General features: G+C 67.4%; 15 protein-coding genes. 13 read left to right on the forward strand and 2 right to left on the reverse strand.

Annotation, left to right across the window (positions count from 1 at the left end):
- Positions 1 to 150 precede the first annotated feature (150 nt).
- From ACQR1H_RS28355 to ACQR1H_RS28405, 11 genes are all read left to right on the forward strand, one after another.
- The gene (locus tag ACQR1H_RS28355; RefSeq protein WP_434908529.1) at positions 151 to 1,224 is read left to right on the forward strand and encodes a Ppx/GppA phosphatase family protein; all 1,074 of its coding nucleotides are present in this window, start codon (positions 151 to 153) and stop codon (positions 1,222 to 1,224) included.
- 146 nt (positions 1,225 to 1,370) lie between these two features.
- On the forward strand, positions 1,371 to 2,066 hold the full coding sequence (locus tag ACQR1H_RS28360) for an RlmE family RNA methyltransferase (protein WP_316182643.1): 696 nt from the start codon (positions 1,371 to 1,373) through the stop codon (positions 2,064 to 2,066).
- A 100-nt stretch (positions 2,067 to 2,166) separates the two neighbouring features.
- Positions 2,167 to 2,445: a DUF3551 domain-containing protein gene (locus ACQR1H_RS28365; protein ID WP_315805047.1), complete on the forward strand. Its 279-nt coding sequence runs from the start codon at positions 2,167 to 2,169 to the stop codon at positions 2,443 to 2,445.
- A gap of 80 nt (positions 2,446 to 2,525) precedes the next feature.
- Entirely contained in the window at positions 2,526 to 2,888 is a 363-nt protein-coding gene (locus ACQR1H_RS28370) for a hypothetical protein (protein WP_315805068.1), read from the forward strand.
- A 244-nt stretch (positions 2,889 to 3,132) separates the two neighbouring features.
- Positions 3,133 to 4,101 carry a Bug family tripartite tricarboxylate transporter substrate binding protein gene (locus ACQR1H_RS28375; RefSeq protein ID WP_434839024.1) on the forward strand — a complete coding sequence of 323 codons (969 nt, stop codon included), beginning with the start codon at positions 3,133 to 3,135 and terminating at the stop codon, positions 4,099 to 4,101.
- Positions 4,098 to 4,592 (forward strand): tripartite tricarboxylate transporter TctB family protein, encoded by a 495-nt coding sequence (locus ACQR1H_RS28380; RefSeq protein ID WP_315805045.1) that lies wholly within the window; start codon positions 4,098 to 4,100, stop codon positions 4,590 to 4,592. Before ACQR1H_RS28375 ends, ACQR1H_RS28380 begins: the two co-directional genes overlap by 4 nt.
- On the forward strand, positions 4,592 to 6,091 hold the full coding sequence (locus ACQR1H_RS28385) for a tripartite tricarboxylate transporter permease (RefSeq protein WP_315805044.1): 1,500 nt from the start codon (positions 4,592 to 4,594) through the stop codon (positions 6,089 to 6,091). The genes ACQR1H_RS28380 and ACQR1H_RS28385 overlap by 1 nt, the downstream gene beginning before the upstream one ends.
- A 197-nt stretch (positions 6,092 to 6,288) precedes the next feature.
- Positions 6,289 to 7,764 carry an HlyD family secretion protein gene (locus ACQR1H_RS28390; protein ID WP_434893950.1) on the forward strand — a complete coding sequence of 492 codons (1,476 nt, stop codon included), beginning with the start codon at positions 6,289 to 6,291 and terminating at the stop codon, positions 7,762 to 7,764.
- A gap of 11 nt (positions 7,765 to 7,775) precedes the next feature.
- On the forward strand, positions 7,776 to 8,978 hold the full coding sequence (locus ACQR1H_RS28395) for a hypothetical protein (protein WP_434893951.1): 1,203 nt from the start codon (positions 7,776 to 7,778) through the stop codon (positions 8,976 to 8,978).
- Positions 8,978 to 10,954 (forward strand): glycosyltransferase family 2 protein, encoded by a 1,977-nt coding sequence (locus ACQR1H_RS28400; protein WP_434908530.1) that lies wholly within the window; start codon positions 8,978 to 8,980, stop codon positions 10,952 to 10,954. The genes ACQR1H_RS28395 and ACQR1H_RS28400 overlap by 1 nt, the downstream gene beginning before the upstream one ends.
- Positions 10,955 to 11,245: 291 nt before the next feature.
- Entirely contained in the window at positions 11,246 to 12,313 is a 1,068-nt protein-coding gene (locus ACQR1H_RS28405; protein WP_434908531.1) for an acyltransferase family protein, read from the forward strand.
- Here ACQR1H_RS28405 and ACQR1H_RS28410 read toward each other — a convergent pair.
- Positions 12,298 to 13,722: an O-antigen ligase family protein gene (locus ACQR1H_RS28410; RefSeq protein WP_434908532.1), complete on the reverse strand. Its 1,425-nt coding sequence runs from the start codon at positions 13,720 to 13,722 to the stop codon at positions 12,298 to 12,300. The genes ACQR1H_RS28405 and ACQR1H_RS28410 overlap by 16 nt on opposite strands.
- Positions 13,723 to 13,956: 234 nt before the next feature.
- On the opposite strand from ACQR1H_RS28410, the gene ACQR1H_RS28415 reads away from it, so the two are divergent.
- A complete protein-coding gene (locus ACQR1H_RS28415) occupies positions 13,957 to 15,069 on the forward strand; it encodes a sialate O-acetylesterase (protein WP_434908533.1) in 1,113 nt (370 codons plus the stop codon).
- Positions 15,070 to 15,084: 15 nt separating this feature from the next.
- On the opposite strand, the gene ACQR1H_RS28420 is transcribed toward ACQR1H_RS28415, so the two are convergent.
- Complete coding sequence (locus tag ACQR1H_RS28420) at positions 15,085 to 16,572, reverse strand: MDR family MFS transporter (RefSeq protein ID WP_316182661.1); 1,488 nt, start codon at positions 16,570 to 16,572, stop codon at positions 15,085 to 15,087.
- Positions 16,573 to 16,706: 134 nt separating this feature from the next.
- Between ACQR1H_RS28420 and ACQR1H_RS28425 the strand changes: the two genes are divergently transcribed.
- Positions 16,707 to 16,955 carry a hypothetical protein gene (locus ACQR1H_RS28425; protein ID WP_315749790.1) on the forward strand — a complete coding sequence of 83 codons (249 nt, stop codon included), beginning with the start codon at positions 16,707 to 16,709 and terminating at the stop codon, positions 16,953 to 16,955.
- The last annotated feature ends 70 nt before the right edge of the window (positions 16,956 to 17,025 follow it).

A 17,025-nucleotide genomic window follows, 5' to 3' on the forward strand; every position in this document is an offset into this window, starting at 1 on the left:
ATAGTGCAGCGCCCGCGACCGGACAACGGTTGATTAGGAATGGTGCATCACGCCTGACGGAGGGGCTGTTGCGCCGGCGCTATCCACTGATAATGTCTAGCGAAAGAGAACTTCCATCTGGGCCGGTCCGGCCAGCGGAAAGACATTTGAATGATCAATGACACGCGGCTGCGGGAGAGTCCCACGCCGCGCGGGAACCTGGAGCCCGGCTTGCGTCCGGGTCTGGACGTCGCGACGCCTTCCTGCGCCAGCAATGGCAGCAGCGTCTACGCGGCCCTGGACCTCGGAACCAACAATTGCCGGCTCCTGATCGCCTGTCCTTCGGGCGACAGCTTCCGCGTGGTCGACTCGTTCTCGCGCATCGTCCGGCTGGGCGAGGGCATCTCGACCACCGGCTGTATCAGCGATGCGGCGATGGATCGGGCCATCGCCGCCCTCAGCATCTGCCGGGACAAGATCCAATCCAAGAAGGCCAGCCGCCTGCGCCTGATCGCGACCGAGGCCTGCCGCGCCGCCGCCAATGCCGACGGGTTCCGCAGCCGGGTGGTGGCCGAGACCGGCATCGAGCTCGAGGTGATCGACCGTGAGACCGAGGCGACGCTGGCCGTCAAGGGCTGCGCGCCGCTGCTCGATCCGGGCGGGCGCGGGGCCATCCTGTTCGATATCGGCGGCGGCTCCAGCGAGCTGGTCAGGATCGAGCGCGATCCGGCCGACCGCAACGCCGAGCCGCGCATCAAGGCCTGGATGTCGATCCCGCTCGGCGTCGTGACCTTGGCCGAACGCTTCGGCGGTCGCGACGTGACGCCGGAGATCTATGCCGCCATGGTCGAGGCCGTGGCCGAGCATGTCGGGCCGTTCGCGGCCGAGAATGGCGGCGACCTCGCCGGCATGCATCTGCTCGGCACCTCCGGCACCGTGACGACGCTCGGCGGCATTCATCTGAACCTCGCGCGCTACGATCGGCGCCGGGTCGACGGCATCTGGATCAACGATGCCGACATCACCACGACGATCGCCAAGCTGCTGGCGATGAGCTACCAGGAGCGCGCCGAGAACAACTGCATCAGCATCGACCGCGCCGACCTCGTGCTGGCGGGCTGCGCCATTCTCGACGCGATTCGCCTGGCGTTTCCGCTGCCGCGGCTGCGCGTCGCCGATCGCGGCCTGCGCGAGGGCATGCTGGTCGAGATGATGCGCGAGGACGGCGCGCTCAGGACGGCGTAGCAAGAATTGACGACGTCATTCCGGTGCGGTCGGACGAAAGCAGCGAAGCTGCTTTCGTTTGGCGCGAACCCGGAATCTCGCTCCGCAACTTCTGGATTCCGGGTCCCGCCCTGACGGGCGGTCCCGGAATGACCTCAGAGATCAAGATGGCAAAAGACACCACTGGCCGCATGCATGTGCAGGTCAAGACCGGGGGCAAGCGCAAGCTGTCCTCGAAACTCTGGCTGGAGCGCCAGCTCAACGATCCCTATGTCATGAAGGCCAAGCGCGACGGCTACCGCTCGCGCGCGGCCTACAAGCTGCTCGAGATCGACGACAAGTATCATTTGCTGAAGCCCGGCATGACGGTGGTCGATCTCGGCGCTGCGCCCGGCGGCTGGAGCCAGATCGCGGCGCGTCGGGTCGGGGCCGAAGCCGGGAAGGGCAAGGTGATCGCGATCGATCTGCTGGAGATGGGCGAGATCCCCGGCGTCACCTTCACCCAGCTCGACTTCCATGCCCAGGATGCGCCGGAAAAGCTCCGCGCCATGCTCGGCGGGCGTGCCGACGTGGTGATGTCGGACATGGCGGCCAACACCACCGGCCATCGCAAGACCGACCAGCTGCGCATCGTCGGTCTCGTCGAACTTGCCGCGCATTTCGCCAGCGAGGTGCTCAAGCCGGGCGGCAGCTTTCTCGCCAAGACGTTCCAGAGCGGCGCCGATGCCGACTTGATGGCGCAGCTCAAGCGCGATTACGCCAGCGTCCGCCACGTCAAGCCGGCCGCGAGCCGGCAGGATTCGTCGGAGCGCTACGTGCTGGCGATGGGTTTCCGCGGCGGAGAGCAGGCCGACCTGTTGTAATGGCGTCATTGCGAGCGGCCCGCGCCGGCGATACAGAGCAGATGCAACACGGTCTCGGGAATCGGCTTGGGCCGACGAGACCCCTTCCGGAGGTCCCCGAATGCGTGTCCTGACCTGCAGCGCTGTCGCGGTCGCTTTGATGGTGGGCTCGGCCATATCGGCGCCGGCTCATGCCCAGGCCTACGATCCGCGCTATCCCGTGTGCATGAAGGTCTATGAAGGCGGCCGGTTTGGCGGTGGCGAGTGGATCGACTGCAGCTACACGTCGCTGCCGCAATGCCGGGCGACGGCGTCCGGCCGCGCGGCGATGTGCGACCTCAATCCATTCTACGCGCCGCCGGCACCGCCGCCGCGCGGCAAGCACCGGCGGCATCGCTGAAACAATTCATCACGGAACGGCCGTTGTCGTATCGCGTGATCAAGCTCAAGATCGCCAACACCGCAATCCCGGGCCCCCGTATGTCACGTCGTTTCATCGTCTCGATTGTGATGCTTCTGCTGCTGGTGCCCGCGCTTGCGACGGCCGCTCCGTCGCACAAGCGCAAGGCTCATCGCTGGCAGGGCTATGGCTTCCTGCCGGGCTATAAGCAGCCGCCGAACAACAGCCTCCCGCTGTACGCGGACAAGGAAGCAATGCGCAACGGCCCGCCGCGCGGCAGCCGCCGCCACTGGTACATCGACGGCACCCCGAAATACATGCTCTACAACGGCGAGTGGCATTATTTCGGCCAGCCCGGCTTCTATCGCGGCCATTACAATGGCGGCAGCTTCGGCCCGTGCTGGACGCGGACGCCGGTGGGAATGGTCTGGACTTGCGGCTGAGCCCTCCAGGCCACTGAGCGGCAAAGTGCCTCGCGTAAAGGGGGTGCGCCATCCTGTCGCAGGGTAGCGCCTTGAATGCCCCCTTTGGGCCTGTAAGCTTTTGCTGTGTCTCGAGAATCCAAGAGCTGATCTGACCGGTCCGTGCGCAGTCGATCGTGCAGCCGTGCGCGTCTTGGTGCCGCATGATCGGGGTTGAGACGCGGATAGAGAAACGTGAGCCGCCGGGGCGGCCGTGGAGGGGTCCTTGAAGTCATTCTGTGCGCGCCTGTTCGGCGCAGCTGTTGCGTTGACGTTCCTGGCCGGTGCACCGGTCTCTGCCCAGCAATTGGAGCTGAAGGTGATGGCGCCGGCCGCGCCCGGCGGCGGCTGGGACCAGACCGCGCGGGCCATGCAGCAGGCCTTCGTGGCGTCGGGCGTGGCGCGCAGCGTCCAGGTGACCAACGTCGCCGGCGCCGGCGGCACCGTCGGCATCGCGCAGTTCGTCACCGGCGCCAAGGGCGACGGCAACCAGCTGATGGTCAACGGCTTCGTGATGGTCGGCGCGCTCGCCATGAACAAGTCGCCGGTGACGCTGGAGCAGGTGACGCCGATCGCGCGGCTGACCGAGGAGATCCAGGTCATCGTCGTGCCGGCCAACTCGCCGATCAAGACGGCGCAGGACCTCGCCGCGGCGCTGAAGGCCGACATCGCCAAGGTGACCTTCGCCGGCGGCTCCGCCGGCGGCGTCGATCACGTGATGGCGGCGCTGTTCGCCGGCGCCGTCGGCGCCGACGCCAAGAAGGTCAACTACATCCCGTTCTCGGGCGGCGGCGAGTCGCTGGCGGCGATCCTCGGCGGCAAGGTCACGGCGGGCATCTCCGGCCTGTCGGAATACGACGGGCAGATCAAGAGCGGCAAGCTGCGCGCGATCGGCGTGTCCTCGGAGAAGCGCATTCCCGGGGTCGACATCCCGACCTTCAAGGAGCAGGGCATCGACCTCGTGCTCGCGAATTGGCGCTCGGTGGTCGCGCCGCCCGGCATCACGCCGGAGCAGAAGAAGGTGCTCAGCGACGCCGTCGAGAAGATGGTGAAGTCGGATGCCTGGAAGGAGATCCTGAAGCAGAAGGGCTGGGACGACGCCTATCTTCCGGGGGATGCGTTCGCCGACTTCCTGAAAAAGGAGAACGTCCGTGTCACCGACGTGTTGAAGTCGGTCGGCCTCGTCAAGTCATGACGACGGAGCGCGCCGGCGCCGAGACACCCGCCTCGGGAGGCGTCGACAAGGCCGGCATCGTCATTGCGGCGCTGCTCGCGGCCGTTGCGCTCGTGCTGGTCTACGACGCCAATCAGATCCCGGCGACCACGATGTACGGCATGGGCCCGCAGGTCATGCCGGTCGTGATCGCGATCGGGCTCGGCATTCTTGCACTGGCCAATCTGATCGATGCCGTGAGAGGCAAGCTGCCGCCGCGCGAGAGCTCCGATCCGGTCGCGGTGCTGCTGATCCTCGCCGGCCTTGCGCTCTTGATCGCGATCATCGGCTTCGGTGGCGGCTTCATCCTGGCGACGACGACGCTGTTCGTGACGACGTCGGCCGCGTTCGGCCGGCGCGCCTTCGTCACCGATCTCGTCATCGGCGCCGTGCTGACGACCGTGATCTATCTCGCCTTCGACCGTCTCCTCACCCTGAGCCTTCCCGCCGGTCCGCTCGAAAGACTGCTCTGATGGACACCTTTGCCGCGCTCGCGCATGGGATGGCGATCGCCGTCCAGCCCATGAACCTGCTCTATGCGCTGGTCGGCGTGTTCCTCGGCACCGCCGTCGGGGTGCTGCCGGGCATCGGGCCGGCGCTCACGGTCGCCCTGCTGCTGCCGGTCACCTACAAGCTCGATCCCGGCGGTTCGCTGATCATGTTCGCCGGCATCTATTATGGCGGCATGTATGGCGGATCGACCACCGCGATCCTGATCAACACGCCAGGCGAGAGCGCCTCGATGGCGACCGCGCTCGAGGGCAACAAGATGGCCAAGTCCGGCCGCGGCGGCCCGGCGCTGGCGACCTCGGCGATCGGCTCCTTCGTCGCCGGCACCATCGCCACCATCGGTCTCGCCTTCCTGTCGCCTTACCTCGTCGACATCGCCGTGCGCTTCGGTCCGGAGGACTACTTCGCGCTGATGTGCGTCGCCTTCGTCACGGTGTCCGCGACCTTCGGCGATTCACCGATCCGTGGCCTCACCAGCCTGTTCATCGGGCTGACGCTCGGTCTCATCGGCATCGACAAGCTGACGGGGCAGGCGCGGCTCGCCTTCGGCGTGCCGGAACTGCTCGACGGTGTCGAGGTGACGACGTTGGCGGTCGGCCTGTTCGCAGTCGGCGAGGCGCTCTACGTCGCCTCGCGCCGTCACCATAGCGAGGAGAAGATCGAGGCCATCAAGGGCTCGCTGTGGATGACGCGCGAGGACTGGAAGCGGTCGTGGAAGCCGTGGCTGCGCGGCACGCTGTTCGGCTTTCCGATCGGCGCGCTGCCGGCGGGCGGCGCCGAGATTCCCACCTTCCTGTCCTATTCGGCCGAGCGACGGCTGACCAAATATCCTGACCAGTTCGGCAAGGGCGCGATCGAAGGCGTCGCCGGCCCTGAGGCCGCCAACAACGCCTCGGCCGCGGGCACCCTGGTGCCGCTGCTGACCCTCGGCCTGCCGACCTCGGCGACCGCCGCGATGATGCTCGCGGGCTTCCAGCAATATGGCCTCAATCCGGGACCGCTGCTGTTTGCCGAGCGGCCCGATCTGGTCTGGGGCCTGATCGCGAGCCTGTTCATCGCCAACACGATGCTGCTCGTCCTCAACCTGCCGCTGGTCGGGCTGTGGGTGAAGCTGCTCGCGATCCCGACACCCTGGCTCTATGCTGGCATCCTCGTGTTCGCGACCATGGGCACGATCGCGGCAAAGCCGTCGGTCGTGGAACTGTCGATGCTGGCCGGCTTCGGCGTGCTCGGCTTCCTGATGCGCCGGTTCGATTTCCCGATTGCGCCGGTCGTGGTCGGGCTGATCCTCGGACCGATCGCTGAGAGCCAGTTGCGGCGGGCGCTCGCGATCAGCCTCGGCGATCCCATGACCCTGCTGCAGTCGCCGATCTCTGCAACTCTTCTGGTCGTCGCGCTGATTGCGCTGATCGCGCCGTTCATCTTGAAGGGACTCGGGCGCTTCAAGGCGAATGAGGATTGAGTGCGGCCCGCAAGCGGAAACCGCGCCATCGCAGTGCAACATAACGTGACCGGAGGGGGGCGCGGAGATCGGGCGCGGCGTGAAACGATGTGCCCGCGATCCGGTTTGGGTTGAGCCATCGAGACCGGAGCCTGGAACTCCGGATCAGCTGAGGAAGCGTCTTTCGGGGCGTGTCACCCCAAACCGAAAGAGACCCGATGACCGATCGCTTCGATGACGGTTTCAAGCCAGTCCCCGCGCAACGTCCCGTCGCTCCGAAGACCGCAACCCGTCCGCCGCGCCATCCCGTGATCCTGAGGGTGTCGGCGCTCGGCGTGGCCGGCATCCTCTCGGCGCTGATGCTGACCGCGGTAGTGCCGCCGATCGTGGCCGACCAGTCCGATCGCGCCGTGGTCGATGCGCCGGTGGTGCTGCTGACGTCCCCGATCGCGGGCCAGGTCGATTCGCTCACGGCCAAGCCGGGTGGCGAGGTTCGGTCCGGCGACCGCCTCGCAGAGATCACCAATCCGCGGCTCGACCGCACCACGCTCATCTCGCTGGAAGAAAAGGCGGGCGACGCGCGTCAGAAGCTGGACGCCACGCGTGCCAAGCATCAGTCTGATGTCGCTTATGTCAGCTCGCTCGATCAGGAGATCGCGAGCCAGGCCGGTCAGTTGAAGGCGCAGTTGCAGTCCCAGATCGAGGAGCTGCGTGCCCGCGTCGCGCAGTCGAACGCGCAGAGCAGCGAGAAGAAGGCCATCGTCGACCGCCAGAACCGCATGGTCGCGCGCGATGCCGCCAGCGTCGAGATGCTGAAGCCGACCGAGCAGCAATATGCGGCGGCGCTGCACGACACCGATGCGCAGACTGCCAAGCTGAACCAGAAGCTGACGCAGCTGAAGGCGCTCGACGCCGGCGTCTATGTCGGCGAGGATCTGGTCGCGCTGAACATGCTCAGTCAGAAGCGCCGTGACATCGATCTCGATGCAAGGCGGATGGAGATCGAGGAGAAGCAGCAGGCGGCCGTGCTCGACGATCTCGAGGGATTGATCAAGTCGGAGCGCGCGCGGCTGGCGCGGCTCGCTGCCGCGGACGTGCTCTCGCCCGGTCCCGGCAAGGTGCTGGCGGTGGGCGCCGACACCGGACGCCACGTCAGCGCCGGCGATACGATCGCCTCGGTGGTCGATTGCGACAAACGCTTCGTGGTCGCGATCTTCTCCTATCGGCAGGGCGAAGCGATGAAGCCGGGCACCAAGGTGCGCATCGATGGCGGCGGCTTCCATAGCGGCATCGTCAGCGCCGTGCTGCCGAAGACGAGCGACAAGGTCGACGAGCGCTTTGCCGTGCCATTTCCGCAGACCGAGCGGCGCGAGCTCTACGTCATGATCACGCCTGACGCTGCCGACGAAAAGCCGGCAGCGCAGCCGACCTCCGCGGCGACGCCGGCCTGCACGGTGGGGCAGTGGGTCACCGTGACGCGCGACAATGGCATCGTGCCGTCGATGTCGGTGACTTGGCGCCGGCTCGGCCACCTCGTTGCGTCGCTGACCGATCTGGACCCGTCTGAGCCGGACGAAGCGACGCGCCGTGCCGGTGTCAGCAAGCTCGACTCCGCCTTGCGGTCGCAACCGGCGCAGCAGCCGGTCTTCGACGAGCAGTGGCTGCCGACGGCGCGCGCGGTCTCGGCACAATGAGGCTTCTCTCCATGACGATGGCGGTGATCGCTCTGCTCGGCGGAGCATCGCCGATGCGCGCCGAGGCGTCGCTGTGTGCGGGACTGATGCAGGCCGTCGAGCCCGGCCTCGCCGGCCGTGACGCGGCGTTCATCCGCAGCTACGAGCCGGGTGCCGACGAGGAGGGGCTGCCGCTCGGCCTTTCGACGACGGCGTTCACCTATGACAACGCCCTGGCCGCCATCGCGCTGGTCGCATGCGGTCGCGTCGACGAGGGCCGCGTGATCGGCAACGCGCTGGTGCATGCCGGCGCTCATGATCGCAGCTTCGGCGATGGCCGCCTGCGTAACGCCTATCGCGCCGGTCCTGTCGGCCCCGGCGCGGCGCTGCTGCCGGGCTGGTGGGACGACCACAAGAGGATCTGGGGCGAGGACGCCGCGCAGGACGGCACCGCGACCGGCAACGTCGCCTGGGCGGCGCTGGCGCTGCTGACGCTGCATCAGGCGACCGGCGAGGAGGGCTACCTGTCCGGCGCGCGGCGCCTGATGGACTGGATCATGGCCAACGCAACGAACGGCGCGGACGGCTTCAGCGGCGGTTATCACGGTTACGATCCGCAGCAGGTGCGCCTCAGCTGGATGTCGACCGAGCACAATGCCGATGTCTACGCCGTGGCCTCCTGGCTCTCTCGTATCACATCGGAGCCGCGCTATCGGGATGCCGCGCAGACGGCGCGCCGGCTGCTCGATCGCACGTTCCGCGGCGATCACTTCCTGCTCGGCACCAAGCCCGACGGCCACCTCGCCGACGGCAATCTGCTCGCGCTCGACGTCCAGCTCTGGCCGTGGATGGCGGTGACGGATGCGCCCGACTGGCGCAGGGCGCTGCGCTTTGCCGAAACTCATCTCGCCGTCGACGGCGGCTTCGATTTCAACGGCGATCGCGACGGCGTCTGGGTCGAGGGCACCGCGCAGGCGGCGCTGGCCTATCGCATGGTCGGAGATGCCGCCGCCGGCCAGCGGCTGCTTGCAGGATTGCGTGCCGACCGCACGGCAACGGGACTTCTGAACGCGACGCGCAACGCGCGCCTCACCACGGGGCTGTCGATCGATCCGACGGGAGCGACCACCATCCAGGACTTCTTCTACTACAAGCGTCCGCATCTCGGTGCCACCGCCTGGGCCGTGCTCGCCGAGACCGGCTGGAATCCTTTCACCGGCGCAAGGGTGCCCTGATGTTTCCGCTCCCCAGCAATGACGCCTCGGTGTTGACCACCGATCTCGGAGTCCTGCTCGGGCTCCTCGTGATGGCGCGCCTGCTCGATCCGACGTGCCAGCGCGACCGCCTGCTGTTCGGCGCCACCGCAGCGTCGTTCCTCCTGATCTACACGCTATGGCGCTGGCACGACACGCTGCCGGTGTTCGACCTGACCCTGCAGGCGCTGTGGCCGCGACTGTTCATCACGCTCGAGATCGTGGCGATCTCCTACACGCTGATGTCGATCCTGATTCTGACCCGCAGCGTCGACCGCTCGGGACAGGCCGACGCCGCGCAGCGCGCGCTGGCCGCACGGGGCGAGCAGCCGGCGGTGGACGTCTTCATCTGCACCTATGACGAGCCCATGGAGATTGTCGAGCGCTCGATCCTGGCTGCGCTCGCGCTCGACTATTCCAACAAGACCGTCTGGGTGCTCGACGACACCAGGCGCGATCGGCTTCGCGCCTTCTGCGACGAGGTCGGCGCGCGCCATCTGACGCGCCCCGACAACAAGGGCGCCAAGGCCGGCAATCTCAACAACGCGCTTGCGGCGACGGCGCAGCGGTCGAATGCGCCGGTGATCCTGGTGCTCGATGCCGACTTCGCCCCGCGCCGCGACTTCCTCCAGCGCACGGTCGGCCTGCTGCTGTCCGAGCCCGATATCGCCGTCGTGCAGACGCCGCAGTTCTACTACAACCCCGATCCGATCCAGCACAATCTGCTGGCGGCAAGCCACTGGGTCGACGACCAGCGTTTCTTCTTCGACGTGTTCCAGCCGGCGAAGGACGCCTGGGGCTGCGCGTTCTGCGTCGGCACCTCCTTCGTCGTCCGCCGCGATCGGCTCATGGAGATCGGCGGCTTCCCGCATGCGGCGATCTCCGAGGATATCAACCTCACCTACACGCTGCTCAAGCGCGGCCATCGCACGGTCTGGCTGAACGAGCCGCTCAGCTTCGGCCTCTCGGCGGAAGGCGTGCCCGAATACATCACCCAGCGCGCCCGCTGGTGCCTCGGCACGATCCAGGTCGCGCTGTTGCGCGATGGACCGCTGCGCAGCCGCGGCTACAGCTTCACCCAGCGCTGGCACTTCCTGCATGGCGTGCTCAACTGGGCCTGCAAGCCGTTCATGGTGCTGCTTCTGATCGCGCCGCCGATCTACTGGTTCGCCGGACTGCCGGCGTTCGAGGCCGATTATCTGTCGTTCCTGCGCTACGGCGTGCCGGCGCTGCTCGGGACGATTATCTACATGGGCTGGATCTCGCGTTCCAAGACCCTGCCGCTGTTCATGGAAGCGACCCATGCAGTGACCTGCTTTGCCGTCACGGCCACCTTGCTCAGCGCGCTGGTCCGGCCGTTCGGCCGCCCCTTCAAGGTGACCGACAAGGGCGGCGACCGCTCCAAGCCGCGCGTCCACGGCAGGCTCGCCGCGATTTTCGGCGCGATCGCCGCGAGCTCGGCGGCGGCCATCGTCTGGGCGTTCGTGTCGCCGAACGCAGCCAGCGAGATCTCGTCGATCGACTACTTCAATCTGTTATGGGCCGGCATCGCGATGCTGATCGCCTTCATCGCGTTTCTCGTCTGCTTCGAGCTGCCGCGCGGCGAGGACCTGTTTCCGAGCGACGAGGCGGGCTGGCTGGCGCAGAACGGCGAGGTCGTGCCGTGCAAGATCGAGGAGCTGTCTCTGTCGTCGGCACGCGTGGCCCGGTCGCGCGGCCGCGGAACGATGCGGCCAGGGGCGCTGCTGCCGGTGCATCTCGACGGCCTCGGATGGATCGAGGCCTCGGTGAGCGATGTTTCCAGGACGACGATGCACCTCCGCATGCACCCGACCGAGGCGCAGCGGCGCCAGTTGGTCGTCCGCCTGTTCAGCTCCTCTTGCGGCGTCATCACCGGCCGCGCCCGCCTGCGCGGGGCCCTCGCAGGGTTGGCCCGCCGCGGCTTCGTCGGTCGCTGACGTTCCGGATCCAGCGGTAGGGTGGGCAAAGCAGCCGCCGCAGGCGGCAGCGTGCCCACCGGCCGGGCGGGATGGCGAGCGTCTCCACCTCGTGCCTGGCTTCGGTCGCGATCCCCGGCGGAGGTGCAGCCATCCGGCAGAGGCTTATCGGTTGGTTAAGACTAACGCGAGAATACCCCCGATGTCCTTGCAGGCGCCGACGGCGTTGCAAAGCCGGCTGCGATATGACTTGGGGCGCGCTGACTTCGCAGCATCGCGGACTGGACGCGGGCTGCGCGACAGAAGCAGGACATGTCGGGCATGGACGCTGGAACGCAGAGGGCAACGGCTGACACCGCGCGCACGGCGTGGATCGATTTCGCGCGTGGCCTTGGCGTCATCCTGGTGGTGTACGGTCATGTGCTTGGCGGTCTCGTGCGCCCGGGCATCTTCCCGGATGGAGCCGTCGCGCGCTGGATGGACTACACGCTCTATACGTTCCACATGCCGCTGTTCTTCTTCCTGGCCGGCTTGAACGTGCAGCACAGCTTGCGGCGCGGCGCGCGTTCCTTCCTCACCTCCAAGCTCTGGACCATCGCCTATCCCTACGTGCTGTGGTCGTTGATCCAAGGCGGGATCACGATGCTGCTGGCGCGGGATGCCAACATCCCGATCCATCCCGGAGATCTCGCCGCGATATGGTATCGTCCGATCGCACAGTTCTGGTTCCTCTACGCGCTGATGATCTGCCATGTGTTCGCGGTGCTGGTTCCGTCGCGGACGGTTTTGATCACGCTCGCGCTGGCCGGGCTTGGTGTGTTCCTCGCGCTGCCGATCAGGCCTGACCTCGCACTCACCCTGCATCATCTGCCGTTCTACGTTGCGGGCGTCTACGGCACCCGGGTGGTGGCGGAATGGCGGCCGTCCAGCTGGTCCGCCTTGGCCGTGATCGGGATCGGTTTTGCGGCCGCAGTGGCGCTGGGCGGCCAGCTGTCCGGCATGGACGCCAACGGGCTCGCCTCCCTGCCGGCCTGTGTGCTCGGGATCGCCGGCACGGTCGGGCTCTGCAAGCTGCTCGCGCCAACGCGCCATCGCTGGCTTGCGGCCGCGGGCGTCGCGTCGATGACGATCTATGTGCTGCACATCCTTGCCGGCTCGGGCGTGCGGATCATCATGCTGAAGCTGCACATCCCGCCATTGCCATGGGTCTACCTGCTGGCCGGAACGGTGGCCGGCGTGGTGCTTCCTCTGATCGCGCATGCCATCCTGCGGCGGCTCAATCTGCTGGCCGTCTTCGGGCTCGCACCACTGGCCTCCCGCAAGCCGCAGACTGCGGCGATCACGCCGCGCGTTGCAACGTCCGATCAGGCGCCGGCCTGATGCTGCCGCGCGGCGACGGTGCGCCGTGCTGCGCCGGCCGACTGGTCGAGCGGACAGGCCATGGCGACGAGCATCCAGAACAGCGCCGAGACCTCACCGGACGAGATGCTGGTCAGCGGCAGCTGAACCAAGAGCGCACTGATGGCGAGCGCCCCGAGCACGGCGCCCTCGCGCGTCGGCATCCGCCACGCGGCTCCGGTGGCGGCGAGCCCGACCCAGACATAGGCCGCGAGGCAGATCAGTCCGACCGGAATGCCCATCGTCACCCAGCTTGCGATGATCTGCCCGTCGATCGGCATCGCGCCGGCGACGCCGACGTCGGTGATGGTGAAGCCCGATCCCAGGACCATGCTGTTCGGCGCATTCCACAGCGTGACGAACTCATCCAGCCGCTCGCTGCCACTGCTGTCTTGCGACACGCTGCCGAGCGATTCCAGACGGGAGGTGATGACCTCCGCGAACGGCGTGAACATGACGGTGACGATCACCGCGCCGACCAGTCCGACCGTGATCGATGCGGCGCGACGCCGCGTCGCGGGGAACAGCATGCAGAACAGCACGCCCACCGCGAGGGTGATCCAGCTGGTACGGTAGAGCGACAGCAACAGGCCGAGTGCTGCGGGCGCCATCGCCGCCATCGACAGCCATCCCGGGCGCAGGAAGCCCACCAGCAGCAGGCCGGTGGCCGTGAAGGTCGCGTAGCTGGCGGGGCCGTTCATCGTGCTGAACACGCGGACCATGTAGGGCAGCGGATAGCCGGCCGAGGTGATGCTGGCATTCACCATCCAGAACCGATCCCAGCCTTGCGGATCGACATATTGCCAGATGCCGTAGAGGCCGGTGACCGGCAGCACCAGCAGGAAGACACGCGTGATTGCATCGAGCAGGGCGCCGTCGGATCGCGACCGCTGCTGCAGGGCGATCGCATAGAGCACGGGCGCGGCCCATTTCATTCCGCCATTGGCGGCGTTGAACCAGTCGTTTTGGAATATCGACAGCGCGCCGCCATAAACGATGCAGGCGAGGACGATGAGGGGCGCCACGAGCCACGGATTGCCCGGCCTGTCCTTGTCCGAGGGCGAGAGCACCAGACTTGGAACTGGCGCGATGATGAACAGCAGCGGGCCGCTCAGCATGATGCCGGATGAATCGAATCCCGCGGAGATGTCGACCAGGCGGCGCACGAAGGGAGCAAAGGCGAACATCAGGATCGCCGACTGCACGTGGGCTGCGGGGCTGCGACGCCACGCGAACCAGCCGGCGACCGCGCAGCCGAGCACGAAGGCCGGCCTGACGATGCCGCCGAGTGCCGGGACGGCGAGCGCCGTCGCTGCCAGGAGAAGCGCGGACGGCCAACAGTTCATCGCCATCGCCGCGAGCGGCTGCGGGTCGATTCGGCTCTCTTTCATGAAGTCGGACTATAATGGAAAACCCCGGCTCCCGACGCACGTTCGAACGACCGTGCCGGCGCGCATGGCTGGGACAGCCGCATGGCTTGGAAAGTCAGAGGCCCGGCGCCCGAGGCGGCCGTCAACCGAGGCGACGAAAGAAGTGATCCGAGCATGATGCGACGCGTAATAGTGGCCACGCTCGTCGTAGCGTGGTTGGCCGTCTCCTTGACTGCGAGGGCAGGAGCCGCGGAGGTGCTGCCGGCCCGCGACGTCTGCCAGCCGACCACCGCGGCCAAATCGCGCGACGGCAATTGCGTTCCCTGCGCCGTCGGACCCGTCTCGACCGCCCCAGGCTTCCTGGCACTGTTGGAGCAGGTGCGCTCGCGGCGCGCCGCCTTTGCCGACATCGACCGTCGCATCGATGGCGCCAGCGGAGACCCGGAGGTGCAGACCCTGCTGCAGGGACGCAACCTGGCCCGTGCGCTGTACGGTTCTGATGCGGATTTCATCGCGGGCGGTAGCGCCTCGCGCTGTCTCGTGCCGGACGACGAGGCTGCGCGCGCCAGGGCGACGCCGATTGCCTGCGACGCGATTCCGCGCGAGGGGCTGGTGGTGCTTCTGACCGCGGGCCAGTCGAACATCTCCAACACCGGCGCGGCTGATCAGAGTGGCCGGCTCTATCAGCCTCACAACCGGTTCTACAATTTCGACCGCTTCGACGGCCGCTGCTACGTGGCGCGCAATCCGTTGCTGGGAACGCCGGGCGAGGGCGAGAACGTCGCCACCCGGCTGGGCGACGAATTGATCGATCGCGGACTGGCGAAGACGGTCGTGATCGCCCCCGTTGCGATCGGCGGGACTTATCTCGAGGAGTGGCGCGCCCGCGGCGGCAAGTATTTCGAGGTGCTGCTCGCGACCATCGCCGGCCTGCGCGAGGCCAATCTCGAGCCGAGCGCGGTGCTCTGGCATCAGGGCGAGTCCAACGCCTTCGCCTTCTCGATCAATGGCGCGGAGGACGGCACGCAATTGCAGGTCACCGCGAAGATGAAGGAGGCGGGACGGCTGTCCTACTTGCGGAACGATCTCGAGATCGTTGCCGGGCTGCGCGCGGCCGACGTGACCGCGCCGATCTTCGTCGCCACGGCGACGCTCTGCGGCAGCGTTCCCGACGAGATCATCCGGTCGGCGCAGGCCGCCGTGCCGAACCCTGCGACCGGCGTCTATCCGGGGCCGGACACCGACCAGATCGGCCTTCCGCTGCGCCACGACAGCTGCCACATGAGCCACGCCGGCACCGAGCAGCACGCGCGGATGTGGGCCGATCGCCTGGCCGAATTCTGGAGGTCCGGCGCGCGGAGACCTTGACCGGAGAACCGTCCGCTACCCCAGCCGCTGATCCCGCGCATCCTGCGTGGTCTCGCTCGCCGACTTCCTGGCGGCCTTCTCCGCGCCCTTCTCGGCGCCCTTGCGACTGGCGATCGCCGCGACCTTGCGGCCCGAGATCTCGCTGCCGGCGTCATCCGGCATCTGCCAGAACAAGATCGACGACAGCGCCGAGGTGATGGCGACGACGATGAAGGCGGGCGCGAAGGACGCCGCGGTGAGCTGGCTCGCGCCGTGCATCCACATCGTGGTCTCCACCGAGAACGCGCCGACCGCGACGCCGGCGGAGATCGCGAGCTGCTGGTTGACGCTGGTGAGCGTCGTGGCGCGGCTCATCTGGGCGGTCTCGACCTCGGCATAGGCGACGGTGTTGATCGCGGTGAACTGCAGCGAGCGGAAGAAGCCGCCGACCACGAGAATGATCAGGATCAGCAGCAGCGGCGTCGCCGGCGTGAACAGCGCGCAGGCGGCAAGGAAGACCGAGCTGACGACGGCATTGACCGTCATCAGATGGCGGAAGCCGAAGGCGCGGATGAGGCGCGCGGCCAGCGCCTTCATGCCCATTGCGCCGGCGGAGGAGCCGAAGGTGACGAGGCCGGACTGGAACGGCGACAGGCCGAAGCCGAGCTGCATCAGCAGCGGCAGCAGGAAGGGCAGGGCGCCGATGCCCAGGCGAAACATGAAGCCGCCGACGATCGAGGCGCGCAGGGTCGGCAGCCGCAGCAGCGAGAAATCGAGCACAGGAGAGTTGGTTCGCCAGGAGTGGCGGACGTAGAGCGTCATCGAGATCGCGCCGATCGCAACGAGACTCGCGACCACCGACCACGGCAGCAGGTTGAGACCGGCGACCGAGAGGCCGAAGGCGAGACCGGCGAGGCCGATGCCCGCCAGCACCATGCCAGTGAGGTCGAACGGCTCGGGATTGTCGCTCTTGATCGGATCGATGAAGCGCAGCGCCATGATGATGCCGACGATGCCGATCGGGATGTTGATCAGGAAGATCCAGTGCCAGGAGAAATAGGTGGTGATGAAGCCGCCGACCGGCGGCCCGATCACCGGGCCGATCAGCGCGGGGATCGTGACCCAGGCCATCGCGCCGACCAGCGCGCTCTTGTCGACGGACCGCAAGAGGACAAGACGTCCGACCGGCGTCATCATCGCGCCGCCCATGCCCTGCAGGATGCGCGCGAACACGAAGTTCTCGACGGAGTTGGCGAGCGCACAGCCGATCGAGCCGATCATGAACACGGCGACCGCGCTGGAGAACACCCGCCGCGCGCCAAACCGGTCGGCGGTCCAGCCGCTCGCCGGGATGAACACCGCCAGCGACAGCAGATACGACGTGATGGCGAGCTTCAGCGTCAGCGGGCTGGTGCCGATGTCCCTGGCGATCGCCGGCAGCGAGGTCGCGATCACCGTGGAGTCCATGTTCTCCATGAACAGGGCGGTGGCGACGATCAGCGGAATGACGCGTTGCTTGTTCATCGAATCTCGGGAGGGACGGGGAAGGCCGGCGCGGCGGCTGTAGCACCCTGCGACGAACGAGGCCATTGCGCTGCTGGCATGGCCCCCTAGATGCAGCGTGACGCTGCCGCGTCATCGTTATTGGAGATGTGCCGATGATCTATCTGCTCGCCGCCCTGGTGCCACCGCTGGGCCTGCTGCTCAACGGGCAGCCGTTCGCGGCCATCTTCAATCTGCTGCTCTGCCTGGTCTGCCTCGTCCTCGGCCTGTTCTTCCACGTGCTGCTGCTGGTGCCGTCGGCGCACGCGCTGATCGCCGTGCACATGCGGCGGGAGGACCGGCGCCACCGGGAGGTGGTCGAGGCCATCCGCCGCTATGGGCCGCCGCCGGGCGCCTGGCGCTAGAGGCGCGGAACTTCTGCTCCGGAATAGGGGCGTCCGCGACCTTTTGTTGCGCATTTCGGACCTGATCAGG

Origin of the sequence: Bradyrhizobium sp. HKCCYLRH2015, from assembly GCF_051168215.1 — a bacterium.
In the GTDB taxonomy this organism is placed as follows: Bacteria; Pseudomonadota; Alphaproteobacteria; order Rhizobiales; family Xanthobacteraceae; genus Bradyrhizobium.

Bases quoted from the DNA above. Each gene is read 5' to 3' on its own strand.
- ACQR1H_RS28410 (WP_434908532.1), bottom strand. From the start codon at position 13,722: ATGAAAGAGAGCCGAATCGACCCGCAGCCGCTCGCGGCGATGGCGATG.
- ACQR1H_RS28420 (WP_316182661.1), bottom strand. From the start codon at position 16,572: ATGAACAAGCAACGCGTCATTCCGCTGATCGTCGCCACCGCCCTGTTC.
- ACQR1H_RS28355 (WP_434908529.1), top strand. From the start codon at position 151: ATGATCAATGACACGCGGCTGCGGGAGAGTCCCACGCCGCGCGGGAAC.
- ACQR1H_RS28405 (WP_434908531.1), top strand. From the start codon at position 11,246: ATGTCGGGCATGGACGCTGGAACGCAGAGGGCAACGGCTGACACCGCG.
- ACQR1H_RS28360 (WP_316182643.1), top strand. From the start codon at position 1,371: ATGGCAAAAGACACCACTGGCCGCATGCATGTGCAGGTCAAGACCGGG.
- ACQR1H_RS28380 (WP_315805045.1), top strand. From the start codon at position 4,098: ATGACGACGGAGCGCGCCGGCGCCGAGACACCCGCCTCGGGAGGCGTC.
- ACQR1H_RS28385 (WP_315805044.1), top strand. From the start codon at position 4,592: ATGGACACCTTTGCCGCGCTCGCGCATGGGATGGCGATCGCCGTCCAG.
- ACQR1H_RS28370 (WP_315805068.1), top strand. From the start codon at position 2,526: ATGTCACGTCGTTTCATCGTCTCGATTGTGATGCTTCTGCTGCTGGTG.
- ACQR1H_RS28400 (WP_434908530.1), top strand. From the start codon at position 8,978: ATGTTTCCGCTCCCCAGCAATGACGCCTCGGTGTTGACCACCGATCTC.
- ACQR1H_RS28395 (WP_434893951.1), top strand. From the start codon at position 7,776: ATGACGATGGCGGTGATCGCTCTGCTCGGCGGAGCATCGCCGATGCGC.
- ACQR1H_RS28425 (WP_315749790.1), top strand. From the start codon at position 16,707: ATGATCTATCTGCTCGCCGCCCTGGTGCCACCGCTGGGCCTGCTGCTC.
- ACQR1H_RS28390 (WP_434893950.1), top strand. From the start codon at position 6,289: ATGACCGATCGCTTCGATGACGGTTTCAAGCCAGTCCCCGCGCAACGT.
- ACQR1H_RS28365 (WP_315805047.1), top strand. From the start codon at position 2,167: ATGCGTGTCCTGACCTGCAGCGCTGTCGCGGTCGCTTTGATGGTGGGC.